Here is a 14,360-nt window from a genome sequence, read left to right as displayed (position 1 = left end):
CCCGCCATCCGAAGGATTGCGAAAGACATCGGAAGCAAGCGAAACTGAGCACATGACGGACGACGACCTCTCCTTCCTCGCCGGCGCGCTCCCTGCGCCGCTGCGCCAGGACCGCATCGTCTCCATCGTCGAGGGCGCGCCCGGCATGGTCCGGACGGCCGCCCTGGCAGCGGCCCTCGGTACCAGCGAGGTGACCGTCCGACAGGACCTCGCCTCCCTCGACCTGGAGGCGCGGATCCGGCGGGTGCACGGCGGTGCGGTCCGCCTCGGGGCCGGTTCCGGCGAACGACCGTTCGAGGAGACCGCCGTCGAGCACCAGGTCGCGAAGGCGGCGATCGGTCGCGCAGCAGCCGCGCTCGTGCGCTCCGGCCAGTGCGTCGTGCTCGACGTCGGGACGACGCCCGCCGCCGTCGCCGAGGCGCTGGTGGCCCGCACCGAGCTGGTCGACGTCACCGTCGTGACGAACTCCCTCACCACCGCGCTCGCTCTCGAGCGGTCCGTCCCCCGCTTCACGGTCATCGTCACCGGCGGCACGCTCCGCCCCCTGCAGCACTCGCTCGTCGCGCCGTTCAACGGTGCCCTGCTCCCGATGATCGCCGCCGACGTCGTGTTCCTCGGCGGCACCGGGGTCGACGTGGCGCACGGTCTGACGAACGTCAACCTGCCCGAGACCGAGGCGAAGCGCATGCTCGCGGCGTCGGCCCGGCGTACGGTCGTGGTCGCGGACGGGTCGAAGTTCGGCCGGGCCCACATCGGGGTCGTCCGTGCGCTCGAGGACATCGACGTCGTCGTCACCGCCGAGACCACGGTGGACGCCGTCGCACCGATCCGGGCGGCCGGCGTCCGGGTCATCGTGGCCGACGACGAACCGTCGGCCGACACAGCTGGAAGGAACGAGACCGCATGACCGCAGCAGCACCGACCGGGGGCCAGTACCACCTCCGTCACGCCGGACCCGACGGGGTCGTCGAGGCGGTCGTCACCGAGGTCGCCGCAGGCATCCGCGAGCTCCGGGTAGCCGGGTTCGACCTGACCGAGCCGTTCCCGGTGTCCGAGCAGCCGCCCGGGGCGAACGGCATCGTGCTCGCGCCGTGGCCGAACCGCGTCAAGGGCGGCGTCTGGCAGCTCGACGGGAAGGCGCAGCAGCTCGACGTGTCGGAGCCGAAGTTCGGGAACGCCTCACACGGGCTGCTCCGGTTCGCGCCGTACCGCGTGGTGTCCCAGACCGAGTCCGGTGTCGTGCAGGAAGCGACGATCCACCCGCAGCACGGCTGGCCGTTCACGCTCGAGACCCGGGTGCACCACGAGCTCGTCGACGACGGCATCCGGGTGACGCACGAGGTCGTCAACCGGTCCGGAGTCCGGGCGCCGTTCGCGATCGGGGCGCACCCGTACCTCCGCGCCGGGGACACCCCCGCCGAGGACCTCGTCGTCACCCTCGCCGCCGACACCGCCTTCACCGTCGACGAGCAGAAGGTGCCGAACGGCTCGGTGCCGGTGGACGGCACGGAGTACGACCTGCGGCAGGGCCGTCGTGCGGGGGACTCGGACCTCGACACCGCCTACCGCGACATCACGCCCGATGCCGACGGGGTCCGCCGGACGACGATGCACGGCCCGGAGGGTGACGGCGTCGAGCTCTGGCAGGACGAGTCGTTCCCCTACGTGCAGGTCTTCACCTCACGCGAGTTCCCCCGCGGCGACGGGAAGGGCCTCGCCGTGGCCGTCGAACCCATGACGGCGCCCGCGAACGCCCTCAACTCCGGCGAGGGCCTGCGCTGGCTCGAGCCCGACGAGTCGTGGACCGGCACCTGGGGCATCCGCCGCGTCTGGTCCTGACCCCTCGTGCACGACGACGGCCCCGCCGGAGTCCGGCGGGGCCGTCGTCGTGCGGGAGCGCGTGACGCTGGAGCGCGTCAGCGCGCGCTTCGTCAGGCGCGGCGCATGCGGAGTGCCTCGACCGCGAGGGACTCGGTGCCGTAGCGGCCGACCTCGTGCGCCCAGGCCGGGTCGTCGCCGCGCAGGGCGATGAAGTCCTTGCGCTGGCGGCAGACGTAGCCGAGCACCGCGGTGGCGGTGGCGACCTCGATGAAGTCCTTGCGGATGTGGCGGGTCGTGACCTGGGCGTTGCGGCGGAGCGTGTCGAGCAGGAGCTCGTTGCTCATCGTCGTGTTGGTCGCTGCTGCGAGCTCGACGATGCGGCGCGCGTCACCGGTGGTGCTGGTCGGCGTGGCTTCGATGGGCTCGATCACGGTGTACCCCGTTCGTTCTGTGGTGGTGCTGTGCTGCAGGATCCGTCGATCGGATCCGGAAACGACACTATCGGCGTCAGGCCAACAGTCTGCTGAACGCGGACTGAGCTGTGGACTGGAAATGCCAAGAGCAGGCTGAGGGGGACTTGTACCCCGGTCAGGAGATCAGACGCACTGCTCGTGCTCGGCCGGCGTGGCGAGGCCGACGAGCGCCTCGTCGATCCTCGCCGCGAGGTACCGGTACCCGGCGTCGTTGAGGTGTTGCCCGTCGACCGCGGCGTAGCTCGCACTGTTCATCTTCGTGAACCACTGCCCGGCGAGCGCATCGACGAACGGCACCCCCGCTGCCTTCGCTCCCGCCTCGACCGCGGACGAGATCCCCGCAGTGCTCGTCGCACGGGGCTGCGGAGCCGAGGGGCCGACCGCCACGATGACGGCGCCCGGCCACTGCCGCTTCGCCGTGCGCAGGGTCCGCTCGACCCGGCGTTCGAGGGTCTCCGCGCTGACGAGCCAGTCGTTCTGGCTGCCCTGCACGATCACGAGCTCCGGGTCGAGGGACGCGCTCCGTTCGATGCGGGACAGGTAGTTCCAGCGGGCGGAGTTCGTCACACCCGTGTTGACGTAGCCGGTGCCCGGGACGCCGTCGACGGTGGCGTCCCAGTCGCGATCGGCCACGAGGTCCTGCGCCCATCCGTGCCGACCGTCGTACGAACCGCGGCCCGTCGTGTACGAGTCACCGACGATGAGGACGTCCGAGCCGCGGGCGATGGCCGACGCGGCGTGCGTGGCGGAGACGTCCGAGGCGTCCGGCACCGACTGGCACGCATCGGAGACCGCGGGCAGCATGACGAGGCACCCGGCGACGCCGAGGCTCATCGCGCCGAGGGCGACCCCGGGGAGCAGGCGTCGCCTCCGGCGTCGTCGTCTGAGCGGCTGCGAACGAGGACCGTCCGGCCATCCGCCGTCGGTTCGTCGGGCCACGGCCGGGATTCTACGCGGCGCAGTCCGGGGGGCAGGTGACCGTCCACCGAGTGTCCCTGAATGAGATGGGCAGCAAGCGGAACGACAGGGCAGGAAGGTGTGGGCCCCGTGGAGCTCGAACCCACGACCCTCGGATGAAAAGCCGCGGTTCGGGAAGGTGTGGGCCCCGTGGGGCTCGAACCCACGACCCTCGGATGAAAAGCCGCGGTTCGGGAAGGTGTGGGCCCCGTGGGGCTCGAACCCACGACCCTCGGATTAAAAGTCCGGTGCTCTACCAACTGAGCTAGAGGCCCTCACCCGCAAGGCTAGCGGGTGAGGGCCTCCAGTTCGGAACCGTTGTCGTGCGGTCAGCTACGACGCCCGGTGAGGCTGCGCAGGAGCCAGGCGATCACCGCGATGATGAGCAGGACGATCCCGACCCAGAGCAGGAACTTCAGGCTCGCGGCGAAACCGCCGACGAACAGCAGGATGACCGCGATCACGGCCAGGATGATGAGCAGGGCGTTCATGGAGTGTCCTCTTCTTCACGTCCGGGAGGAGTGCCTCCCTGGCGGAGCACGGTACGCGGATCTGGCCGGTTGCGTTCTCGGCGAACGGGGGACAAGGGCTGTCGCCGGTCGCGCCTACACTGTCGCGGTGCCTCGCGATCACCACCGTCCCGTCCACTTCACCGACCAGGAGTTCGCCGCGATCCAGGGTGGCGAAGACCCTGCCGTGGTGAACCGTGTCGCGCACGAGACCGCGAACGCGCTGTTGCACCGTGTCCGCCAGGACCCCGATCCCGAGGTCGTCGAGCGGCTGGTCACCTACACGGACGTGCACGGCATCGACGCGATCGCCGAGCTGTGGGCCCGCGTCGGCGCGCACACGCTGCCCGGTGCCCTGTGGCGGATCTACCTGGTGCGGACGGTCATCCGGCAGAACCCGACCGAGGTCGCGTACCTCTTCGAGCGGGGCACCGAGCTGATCGGCACGATCGACCAGGCCGTGGCGGGTGCCGAGGAGCCGACGGGGCCGGCGGAGATCCTGACGCTCGCGGATCGGATCCTGCACGGCCTGTACACGGGCGACCTCGCGGTGGCGCTCGACCGCGGTGCGGCGTTCTGCCGGCTGACCGCGGCGGGCGCGACGGCGGTGGCGGACGATTCCGACCTGACGGCGGGCGAGCGTGCCAGCGAGCTGACGAAGCGTGCGCTCCGCCTGTCGGAGCTGGCGGCCGACCTGACCGAGGCCGCTGCGCTCTGGCGCCGCGACAGCCTGGACTGAGCGACGGGCGGGGCGGACCCGCACCGCGCCTCCAGGCAGAAAGACCGCCCAGCGGGCGGACAAGCCAGACAGCGAAGCCAGCGGGCGGACAAGCCAGCAGACGGACCGCCCAGCGGGCAGAGGAAAACCGGGCCGCAGAAGCGCCTCTCGGCGCGAGGCCGCTCGAAGCGGCGAATTTTGGAGCCCGGGGCTTGCTGCGGCCCGGCGAGATCGATTCTACGAGACGCGGCCTGTACGCACGACCCTGTTCACTCTCGGTGGACAGAACCACCGTCGGGCGTGCCATGGACTCCCGCGCGACGGGGACAGTCCGGCGTCCGGGTGAGAACTGCTCCAATCCGACCGGGCGAGGGCGCCGAATCATCACCGTGGCAGGCATCACCGCCAGCCACACAGTGAGGTCCCGCGTGACCCGGTCCGCTCCCTGGCGGTCAATTCCCTGCGGGTCAGCGGGACCTCGCCCAGTTCCGACGCACACCACCCGAATGTGTGCGTCGGAACCGGAACTCACAGGCGGAACGCAACCGGGAGGAGGGAAACCTGCAATGCTTGCCCTCGTGGAACGCGACACCGAGAGCTGGAGCTCGACCGAGCCGGCTCAGGCGTCCCCGGACGACCTCCTCTCCCGGGTGGCGACCGGCGACCAGGCGGCCTTCTCCGATCTGTACGACGTGTTGTCCGGCCGGGTCCTCGGTCTCGTGACGCGGCTCCTCCGGGACCGCGCACAGTCGGAAGAGGTCACCCAAGAGGTCTTCCTCGAGGTCTGGCAGCAAGCGACACGCTTCGACCGGAAGCGGGGGACCGCGGCCAGCTGGATCCTCACCATGGCGCACCGTCGAGCGGTCGACCGGGTGCGGGCCTCGCAGGCCTCCCACGACCGTGACACCAAGATCGGCATCCGCGACTTCGAGTCCGGTTTCGACCAGGTCTCCGAATCCGTCGAGATCCGCATCGAACACGAACGGGTCAGCCGGGCGCTCGGGAAACTCACCGAGTTCCAACGGCAGGCCGTGCAACTCGCCTACTACGGCGGCTACTCGCACAGCGAGATGGCCGCACACCTCGGTGTCCCCATCGGCACCGTCAAGACCCGTCTCCGTGACGGGATGATCCGACTCCGCGACGAGATGGGGGTGACATCATGACCGAGCACCACGAAGACCCTGCCCTGCTCACCGGGGCGCACGCCCTCGACTCCCTGTCGGACGACGAGCGAGCGCTGCTCGAGTCGACCATGTCGGCCTCGCCGGAGCTGCGGGCCGAGACGGACTCGCTGCGCGAGACCGCGCTGCAGCTCGCCTACGCCGTCACGCCGGTCGAGCCGCCCGCGTCGCTCAAGGCGTCGCTGATGGCTCAGATCGCTTCGATGCCGCAGGCGGCGCCGCTCGCCGACTCGTCGGCTCCTGCTTCCGCTCCCGTTGCTCCGGTCTCCGAGCCGGTCGCCGACGACGGCCTGGAGGCACGCCCCACCGCCGACCCGTCCGTCATCACCCGACGTGGCCGGGCCGAGACCGCTGCGCGTCGACGCTGGTTCCAGCGTCCGGCAGCAGCCCTCTCCGCCGCAGCCGCGGTCGCGGTGGTGTTCCTCGGCGTCGGTCTCGGTGTCGGCACGTCCTTCGCTCCGTCGAACGGCCCCGCCCCGGGGACGACGCAGGCGAGCGGCGGGCTCGAGCAGATCTACGCCGCGTCGGACTTCAAGCGGAGCACCGCGAAGGTCTCCGGCGGTGGCACGGCCACGGTCGTGTGGTCCGACGACCTCGGCAAGTCCGCGGTCATCCTCGACGGTGTCTCGAAGGCGCCGGCGGGCAAGACCTACCAGCTCTGGTACATCGGTTCCGAGGGCGAGGGCGGCAAGATCACCGCTGCCGGCCTGCTGGACGGAACCTCGGACGGCGTGCACTCGGCGGTCCTCTCCGGCAAGCGGTCGCACAACGTGACGATCGGTATGACGGTGGAACCCGAGGGCGGTTCGAAGCAGCCGACCACGACACCGATCATGGCGGTCACCACGGCCTGACGCCGGACGTACTCCTCTCCCCGCTCGCGTGGCTCCTGCCGCGGGCGGGGAGTCGTGTGTGCGGGGCGTGCGCCCGGCGCGACCACCCGCCCGCCGGTGCTGCGGTGCGGAGGTGCGCCGCGCCTCCAGGCCGCAGCGTCGACCGGGAACGACGAAGCCGACGTCGTGTGACGTCGGCTTCGTCGTTCGGGGTCCGCCGCAGCGGTACCCGAGGTCAGCGCGAACTCAACCGAAGCGGCCGGAGACGTAGTCCTCGGTGGCCTGGACGGACGGGTTCGAGAAGATCGTGGCGGTGTCGTCGTACTCGATGAGCTTGCCGGGGTGACCGGTGCCCGCGATGTTGAAGAACGCCGTCTTGTCGCTCACCCGCGAAGCCTGCTGCATGTTGTGGGTCACGATGACGATCGTGTACTCCTTCTTGAGCTCCTCGATGAGGTCCTCGATCGCGAGGGTCGAGATCGGGTCGAGCGCGGAGCACGGCTCGTCCATCAGGAGCACGTCGGGCTGCACGGCGATCGCGCGGGCGATGCAGAGACGCTGCTGCTGGCCGCCGGACAGACCCATGCCGGGCTTGTCGAGGCGGTCCTTGACCTCGTTCCAGAGGTTCGCACCCTGCAGCGACCGCTCGACGACGTCGTCCGCCTCGGAGCGGGAGAGCCGCTTGTTGTTGAGCTTCACGCCGGCCAGCACGTTGTCCTTGATGGACATCGTGGGGAACGGGTTGGGGCGCTGGAACACCATGCCGACCTGCCGGCGGACGAGCACCGGGTCGACCCCGGGGCCGTAGAGGTCGTCGCCGTCGACCTTGACCGAACCCTCGACGTACGCGCCGGGGATGACCTCGTGCATGCGGTTCAGGGTGCGGAGGAAGGTGGACTTCCCGCAGCCCGAGGGACCGATGAACGCGGTGACGGTGCGGGGCTCGATCGTGATGTCGACGCCCTCGACGGCCTTGAACTTCGAGTAGTAGACGTTGAGGCCGTCGACCTCGATGCGCTTGGACACGTGGTTCCTTCTGGTGGGTGGTCGATCCCGCGGGTCAGCGCGAGAGCTTGGGGGCGAAGAGACGGGTGATGAACCGGGCGAGCAGGTTCAGCAGCATCACGATGATGATGAGGAGGAGCGCTGCTGTCCAGGCCCGGTCGACGAACGGCACCGGGTTGGCGCCCTGCTGCGAGTACTGCGTGTACGCGAACACCGGCAGCGTCATCATCGGGTCCTTGAACAGGTCGTAGTTCATGCTCGCGGTGAACCCGGCCGTGACCAGGAGCGGTGCGGTCTCGCCGATGACGCGGGCGATGGAGAGCATGACGCCGGTGGTGATGCCGGCGAGCGCCGTGGGGAGGACGACCTTCAGGATGGTGAGGTACTTCGGGACGCCGAGCGCGTACGAGGCCTCGCGGAGCTCCATCGGGACGATCTTCAGGACCTCCTCGGTGGAGCGCACCACGATCGGGATCATCAGCACGCTCAGGGCGACCGAGCCGACCAGGCCGAAGCGGGCGCCCGGGCCGAGGAACAGCGCGAACAGCGAGTAGGCGAAGAGGCCGGCGACGATCGAGGGGATGCCCGTCATGACGTCGACGAAGAACGTGATGCCCTTGGCGAGCACGCCCGTGCCGTACTCGACGAGGTAGATCGAGGTGAGCAGGCCGATCGGCACCGAGATGAGTGCCGCGAACAGCGTGATCTCGAGCGTCCCGATCAGGGCGTGGACCGCGCCGCCGCCCTCGGAGATGACGCCGCGCATCGAGTACGAGAAGAACTCCACGTCGAAGCGGGCGAGCCCGTCGGCGAGGACCGTCCAGAGGAGCGACACCAGGGGGAGGACCGCGATGACGAACGCCGTGATGACGAGCGAGGTGATGAGGCGGTCGACCGCCTGCCGGCCGCCCTCGACGATGCGGGAGACGATGACGATGAGGACGTCGAACAGGACCGTGCCGAGGAACAGCGCCGCGACGACGTTGAAGTCCTTGACGGCGCCGCCCGCGTTGAGCAGGGCGAAGACGAGGACCAGGGCGACCCAGGAGCCGACGAGCAGCAGCCACGGCACCGACTTGTGGAGCTTGCCGTTGGCGTAGACGTTGCCGGCCATGCCGGTCTGACGGAGAGCGAGGGACATCGGGTGTGACCTCTCAGGAGACCCGCTTGCGCACGATGTAGCGCGCCAGCATGTTGATGACCAGGGTGATGACGAAGAGGATCAGACCCGAGGCGATGAGTGCGTTGAGGGCCGTGCCGGACGCCTCGGCGAACTGCAGGGCGATGTTCGCCGCGATCGTCGAGGGGTTCAGCGAGGTGAGCATCTGGAAGGTGACGTTCGTCGACACCGACAGCACCAGGGCGATCGCCATCGTCTCGCCGAGCGCACGCCCCAGGCCGAGCATGATCGCGGACACGATGCCGGACTTCGCGAACGGCAGGACCGACAGGCGGATCATCTCCCAGCGGGTCGCACCGAGGGCCAGGGCGGCCTCCTCGTTGAGGCGCGGGGCCTGCAGGAAGATCTCACGCATGACCGCGGTCATGATCGGGATCGCCATCACCGCGAGGACGATCGACGCCGTCAGGATCGTGCGGCCGGTGCCGGACACCTGCCCGGAGAAGAGCGGGAACCAGCCGAGGTACTCGTTGAGGAACCCGTAGAACGGCTTCACGAACGGCGCCAGCACCACGATGCCCCAGAGGCCGTAGACGACCGACGGCACCGCGGCCAGCAGGTCGATGACGTAGCCGAGGACCGGGGCGATGCGGCGCGGTGCGTAGTGGGAGATGAAGAGCGCGATCCCGAGCGAGAGCGGCACGGCGATCACGAGCGCGATGAGCGCGGACCAGACGGTGCCGAAGACGAGGGGGCCGACGTAGTCCCAGAAGTTGGCGGCCTGGTTCGGCAGCTCGCCGACCTTGGCGCTGAACGCGGGGATGCTCTGCCAGACCAGGAAGGCGGCGACGAGCACGAGCACGAAGAGGATGAGGCCGCCGGCGATGACCGAGGCGGCGGAGAACACGCGGTCGCCGACGCGGACGACGGCCTTCGGCTTCGGGGTGACGGTGGCCCCTGGCTGGGCCGGTGCGGTCGTCATGGGACTCCTGTCGGAGGAACGCCGGGGGAGGCGACGGGTTGGGGTGGTTCGGGGTGGTTCGGATGTTCGGGTGTTCTGGTGTTCGGGTGTTCGCGTGTTCGGGTGTTCTGGGGGTTCTGCGTGTTCGGGGTGTGACGCCCGAGTGCCCGGACGCCGGTCGTGTGGGTGGGGACCGGCGTCCGGGCGCTCAGAGGGTGTTACTTGATGGAGGCGACGGCCTTGGCGGCCTTCTCGGCGAGCTCCGTCGAGAGGGCGGCCGACTTGGCCTCCTTCGCGGCGGCGTCCTGCGCGTCCTTCGAGACGACGTAGTCGAGGTAGCCCTTCACGAGCTTGCCCTTGTCGGCGTCCTTGTACTCCTGGCACGCGATGGCGTAGGAGACGAGCACCAGCGGCCATGCACCGTCAGCGGTGTCCTTGCGGTCGATGCTGATCGCGAGGTCGTTGTCCTCGCGGCCGGAGGCGACGTCGGAGTCCGACACGACCTTGGCAGCGCCCTCGGCGGAGATCTCGGTGGCCTTGTCGCCGACCATGAGCTTCGCCTTGTCGAGGTCACCGGCGCCGGAGTCGTCGATGTAGGTGATCGCGTTCGAGGCGCTGGCCATGGCCGAGGCCACGCCCGAGGTGCCCTTGGCGCTGTCGCCGACCTGGTACGGGAAGGTCTGGCTCGGGGCCTCGGTCCACACGTCCGACGCGTTCGCCGAGACGTACTCGGAGAAGTTCTGCGTGGTGCCCGAGTCGTCGGAGCGGTGCACGACCGTGATGTTCGCGTCCGGCAGCTTCGCGTCCTTGTTGAGCGACGCGATCTGCGAGTCGTTCCACTTGGTGATCTTGCCCGAGAAGATGCCCGCGATCGTCTTCGCGTCGAGGGTCAGGTCCTTGACGCCGTCGACCTTGTAGGCGATGGCGATCGGGGAGATGTAGACCGGGATGTCGATGGCCTTCGAGTCCGCGGCGCACAGCGCGAAGGTGCTCTTGAGCTCCTCGTCGGAGAGGGCGGCATCGGAGCCGGCGAAGTCCGCCGCACCCGAGATGAAGTTCTTGCGGCCGGCGCCCGAACCGTCGGGCGAGTAGTTGACCGTGACGCCGGAGGCGACGCTCTGGATGCCGGCGGCCCAGGTGGCCTCGGCGGTCTGCTGTGCGGAAGAACCCGAACCGGTGAGGGTGCCGGAGAGCTTCGAGTAGTCGGTGCCGGAGCTGGAGGAAGAGGAGGGTGCGGTGCTGCCCGCGTCCTCGTTCGCCGCGCACGAGGAGAGCACGACCGCGCCGGCGATCGCGATTGCCGCGACCGTGCCGATTCGCTTGATGTTCACAGGGGTCCCTTCGGGAATGTCAGTGCAGGTGGGACCGCTGCTGGTCCCGTGGGTCGGTGCCGACCCGGGAGCGACTGTAGGGACGCGAGGTGACGGGACTCACCCGCGCCGGTGAACGGCAGGTGAACGAGGGGTTGTGTCGGACGGGGCGCCGTGCGCGGGTCCCCGGACGGGTGCAGGATCGGGAACGTCGCGCCTGCTGGGGGAGCATGCAGACGCATGCGTCGATCCCGGGCCTGGAGGCGCGGATCACCGAGCGTCGTCCGCTCGCGGGGCGAAGTGGTCGCGCTGGCGCGCTGCCGCTCTCTCGTGCGGCTGGCTGGTCTCGTGCGCCCGTTACGCCGAGACGGCGTTGCGGTGGGTCTCGACGGCGACGAGCTTGCCGTCGGCGATGTGCATGACGGCGAAGTCCCCGACCGACAGCATCGCGGCACGACGGAGGTCGAACCGGCCGCTGTCGTCGGCCGTCGCGGTGGCGATCCGGGCGATGATGTCCGGCAGCACCGGGCCGTGCGAGCACAGGACCGTCGACTTCGCCTTCTCGAGGCGCTTCTGCACGACGCCCTTCACGTTCGCAGCACCGCGGTCGTGGGCGTCCTGGCTGATGTCCGGCGTGCTCGAGACGCCGAGCTTCGTCCGTGCCGACAGGGGCTCGACGGTCGCGAGGCACCGCGCCGCCGTACTGCTGAGGATCTTCTTCGGGCCGAACGCGGCGACCGGGGACGAGACGGCCCTGGCCTGCGTGCGGCCGACGGGCAGCAGCGGGCGTGTGGCGTCGGGGCCGTCCCACTCGGAGCCGGGGACCGTCTTGCCGTGCCGGAGCGCGATGAGCGCGAACGTCCGGTGCTCCCCGGCGGCGACGCGTTCGGCGAACCGGTCGAGGATGGCGACGTCGCGCTCGTACGTCAGCCGGCGGCGGGCGTCGTCGAGGGAGACCCACTCGACCGAGGCGACCTCGTCGTTCGGCGTGAACGTGCCGGCGCGCTCGAACTCCTTCGAGGAGACCCGGGCCGCCCAGTAGTGCACGACCTTGTCGCGACCGCTCGGCAGCACGTACTCGGCGGTGCCGAGGGGAGCGCCGAGGTGCACGCGGTACCCGGTCTCCTCGTCGATCTCACGCACGGCGGTCGTCGGGACGCTCTCGCCCGGGTCGGCCTTGCCCTTCGGGAACGAGACGTCCTTGTGGTGGTCGCGGTGGACGAGCAGGACGAGCGGCACGCCGTCCTGTTCGCGCCAGACGACGGCACCCGCTGCGATGACCGGACCGGAGGAGCCGCCGCTCACCGAGTGGAGCGCTTCCGCGCCGAGATCTTCCGCATGAGGACATTCTGCACGTCGTCGAGCGGGCGGCCATCCGCATCGGTCGAATGACGCGTCCACTCGCCGTCGGACTCGAGGTGCCACGAGCTCGTCGTGTCCGCCATCGCGAGGTCGAACATCTCCTGTACCTCGTTCACGTGCGCGGGGTCGGAGAGTCGCACGAGGGCCTCGACGCGTCGGTCGAGGTTGCGGTGCATCATGTCGGCCGAGCCGATGAACACGGCGGGGTCACCCTCGTTGTGGAAGGCGAACGCCCGGGAGTGCTCGAGGTACCGGCCCACGACGCTCCGCACGCGGATGGTGTCGCTGACGCCTTCCATCCCCGGCTTCAGCGAGCAGATGCCGCGCACCCAGACGTCGATCGGGACGCCGGCCTGGCTCGCCAGGTACAGCGCGTCGATGATCTGCTCGTCGACCATCGAGTTGACCTTGATCCGGATGCCCGAGGGCTTGCCGGCGCGGGCGTTGTCGGCCTCGGTCTGGATCCGCTTGAGCAGACCCTTCCGGAGGTGCAGCGGCGCGACGAGGAGGCGCTTGAACTTCTTCTCGATCGCGTAGCCCGACAACTCGTTGAACAGACGCGTGAGGTCCTTGCCCACCGTGTCGTCCGACGTGAAGAGGCCCATGTCCTCGTAGATGCGCGAGGTCTTCGGGTTGTAGTTGCCCGTGCCGATGTGGCTGTAGTGCCGGAGGGTGCCGCCCTCCTGCCGGATGACGAGCACCAGCTTGGAGTGCGTCTTCAGCCCGACCAGGCCGTAGACCACGTGCACGCCGGCCTTCTCGAGCTTCCGTGCCCACGTGATGTTGTTCTGCTCGTCGAAGCGCGCCTTGATCTCGACGAGGGCGAGGACCTGCTTGCCCGCGGCCGCGGCGTCGATGAGCGCCTCGACGATGGGGCTGTCGCCCGAGGTGCGGTACAGGGTCTGCTTGATGGCGAGCACGTTCGGGTCCGCTGCGGCCTGCTCGAGGAACGCCTGGACACTCGTCGCGAAGGACTCGTACGGGTGGTGGACGAGCACGTCCTTCGAGCCGATCGCCCGGAAGAGGTCGGGCTTCGTGTTCGGTTCGCCCGGCTGGAACTGCACCGGCGTCGTCGGCACGTGCTTCGGGTAGTGCAGATCCGGGCGGGCGATCTTCGCGATCTCGAACAGGCCGCCGAGGTCGAGCGGCGACGGCAGGCGGAACACCTCTTGCTCGGTGATGTCGAGCTCGCGCACCAGCAGGTCGAGCGTCACCGGGTCCATGTCCTCGGTGATCTCGAGACGGATGGGCGGCCCGAACCGACGGCGGAGCAGCTCGCGCTCGAGGGCCTGGATGAGGTTCTCGGCCTCGTCCTCCTCGATCTCGACGTCCTCGTTGCGGGTGACCCGGAACACGTGGTGCTCGAGCACCTCCATCCCCGGGAACAGGTCCGAGAGGTGGTTCGCGATGAGGTCCTCGAGCGGGATGAACCGCAGGCGCCCGGAGTTGTCGTCCGGCAGCTTGATGAACCGCGAGAAGTTCTGCGGCACCTTGAGCCGAGCGAACTCCTGCCGCTGCGACTTCGGGTTCCGCACCCGCACCGCGAGGTTCACCGACAGACCGGAGATGTAGGGGAACGGGTGCGCCGGGTCCACCGCCAGGGGCATCAGGACCGGGAAGATCTGCTCGTTGAAGTACTCACGCATCCGGAGCCGGTCGGCCTCGTCGAGGTCGGACCAGTGCTCGATGTGGATGCCGGCGGCGTCGAGGTCCGGCTTGAGCGAGCCGATGAACGCCTGCGCGTGGCGGTCCTGCAGCTCGTGCGCCTTCTTCGCGATGTCCCGCAGCACGTCGGACGGTGCGCGGCCGACGTTGGTCGGGACGGCGATGCCGGTGTCGATGCGGCGCTTCAGCCCGGCGACCCGGACCATGAAGAACTCGTCGAGGTTGGACGCGAAGATCGCCAGGAAGTTCGCGCGTTCGAGCAACGGCTGCGTCCGGTCCTCGCCCAGCTCGAGCACCCGCTGGTTGAAGCGGAGCCAGCTGAGCTCGCGGTCGAAGTAGCGGTCGGTGGGCAGCGATTCGTGCTCGATCTCGACGACCTCGTCGAAGTCGTCGAGGTCCGGTGCGACGGAGTCGCCGTCGAGCTGCGGTTCGGTGTCCATGC

14 protein-coding genes and 1 tRNA gene are annotated in these 14,360 nt (G+C 69.5%); 5 read left to right on the top strand and 10 right to left on the bottom strand.

Annotated features, from left to right (window positions below; translation table 11 throughout):
• Positions 1-52 precede the first annotated feature (52 nt).
• Entirely contained in the window at positions 53-907 is an 855-nt protein-coding gene (locus BLT36_RS00660; RefSeq protein WP_092091038.1) for a DeoR/GlpR family DNA-binding transcription regulator, read from the top strand.
• Positions 904-1,839, top strand: coding sequence for an aldose 1-epimerase family protein (locus BLT36_RS00655; RefSeq protein ID WP_092091036.1), 936 nt, complete (start codon positions 904-906; stop codon positions 1,837-1,839). Before BLT36_RS00660 ends, BLT36_RS00655 begins: the two co-directional genes overlap by 4 nt.
• 92 nt (positions 1,840-1,931) lie before the next feature.
• On the opposite strand, the gene BLT36_RS00650 is transcribed toward BLT36_RS00655, so the two are convergent.
• The 4 genes from BLT36_RS00650 to BLT36_RS18205 all read right to left on the bottom strand — a co-directional run bounded on the left by BLT36_RS00650 (position 1,932) and on the right by BLT36_RS18205 (position 3,742).
• On the bottom strand, positions 1,932-2,252 hold the full coding sequence (locus tag BLT36_RS00650; RefSeq protein WP_092091034.1) for a hypothetical protein: 321 nt from the start codon (positions 2,250-2,252) through the stop codon (positions 1,932-1,934).
• Between the two features lie 165 nt (positions 2,253-2,417).
• Positions 2,418-3,233 (bottom strand): SGNH/GDSL hydrolase family protein, encoded by an 816-nt coding sequence (locus BLT36_RS00645; RefSeq protein WP_139166301.1) that lies wholly within the window; start codon positions 3,231-3,233, stop codon positions 2,418-2,420.
• Between the two features lie 220 nt (positions 3,234-3,453).
• A tRNA-Lys gene (locus tag BLT36_RS00640) sits at positions 3,454-3,526 on the bottom strand.
• 54 nt (positions 3,527-3,580) lie between these two features.
• Positions 3,581-3,742 carry a DUF2207 domain-containing protein gene (locus tag BLT36_RS18205; RefSeq protein WP_139166300.1) on the bottom strand — a complete coding sequence of 54 codons (162 nt, stop codon included), beginning with the start codon at positions 3,740-3,742 and terminating at the stop codon, positions 3,581-3,583.
• Positions 3,743-3,869: 127 nt separating this feature from the next.
• Here BLT36_RS18205 and BLT36_RS00635 point away from each other — a divergent pair, with 127 nt between their 5' ends.
• From BLT36_RS00635 to BLT36_RS00625, 3 genes are all read left to right on the top strand, one after another.
• Positions 3,870-4,499: a DNA-directed RNA polymerase subunit beta gene (locus BLT36_RS00635; RefSeq protein WP_092091030.1), complete on the top strand. Its 630-nt coding sequence runs from the start codon at positions 3,870-3,872 to the stop codon at positions 4,497-4,499.
• Between the two features lie 545 nt (positions 4,500-5,044).
• Positions 5,045-5,644 (top strand): ECF RNA polymerase sigma factor SigK, encoded by a 600-nt coding sequence (gene sigK / locus BLT36_RS00630; RefSeq protein WP_175529426.1) that lies wholly within the window; start codon positions 5,045-5,047, stop codon positions 5,642-5,644.
• Positions 5,641-6,516: an anti-sigma factor gene (locus tag BLT36_RS00625; protein WP_092091028.1), complete on the top strand. Its 876-nt coding sequence runs from the start codon at positions 5,641-5,643 to the stop codon at positions 6,514-6,516. Before sigK ends, BLT36_RS00625 begins: the two co-directional genes overlap by 4 nt.
• Positions 6,517-6,741: 225 nt before the next feature.
• Here BLT36_RS00625 and pstB read toward each other — a convergent pair whose 3' ends face one another.
• The 6 genes from pstB to BLT36_RS00595 form a co-directional block, all read right to left on the bottom strand.
• Positions 6,742-7,521, bottom strand: coding sequence for a phosphate ABC transporter ATP-binding protein PstB (gene pstB, locus BLT36_RS00620; protein WP_092091026.1), 780 nt, complete (start codon positions 7,519-7,521; stop codon positions 6,742-6,744).
• Positions 7,522-7,555: 34 nt separating this feature from the next.
• On the bottom strand, positions 7,556-8,641 hold the full coding sequence (gene pstA, locus BLT36_RS00615; RefSeq protein WP_092091024.1) for a phosphate ABC transporter permease PstA: 1,086 nt from the start codon (positions 8,639-8,641) through the stop codon (positions 7,556-7,558).
• Between the two features lie 13 nt (positions 8,642-8,654).
• Positions 8,655-9,602: a phosphate ABC transporter permease subunit PstC gene (gene pstC / locus BLT36_RS00610; RefSeq protein WP_092091022.1), complete on the bottom strand. Its 948-nt coding sequence runs from the start codon at positions 9,600-9,602 to the stop codon at positions 8,655-8,657.
• Between the two features lie 197 nt (positions 9,603-9,799).
• The gene (locus tag BLT36_RS00605; protein WP_092091020.1) at positions 9,800-10,912 is read right to left on the bottom strand and encodes a phosphate ABC transporter substrate-binding protein PstS; all 1,113 of its coding nucleotides are present in this window, start codon (positions 10,910-10,912) and stop codon (positions 9,800-9,802) included.
• A 336-nt stretch (positions 10,913-11,248) separates the two neighbouring features.
• A complete protein-coding gene (locus BLT36_RS00600; protein ID WP_092091018.1) occupies positions 11,249-12,196 on the bottom strand; it encodes an NUDIX hydrolase in 948 nt (315 codons plus the stop codon).
• Complete coding sequence (locus tag BLT36_RS00595) at positions 12,193-14,358, bottom strand: RNA degradosome polyphosphate kinase (protein WP_092091016.1); 2,166 nt, start codon at positions 14,356-14,358, stop codon at positions 12,193-12,195. The genes BLT36_RS00600 and BLT36_RS00595 overlap by 4 nt, the downstream gene beginning before the upstream one ends.
• Between the last annotated feature and the right edge of the window lie 2 nt (positions 14,359-14,360).

It is taken from the genome of Curtobacterium sp. UNCCL20, assembly GCF_900101675.1.
GTDB lineage: Bacteria > Actinomycetota > Actinomycetes > Actinomycetales > Microbacteriaceae > Curtobacterium.
Note: the sequence above shows the minus strand (reverse complement) of the source record. Positions and strands in the feature narration are given on the sequence as shown.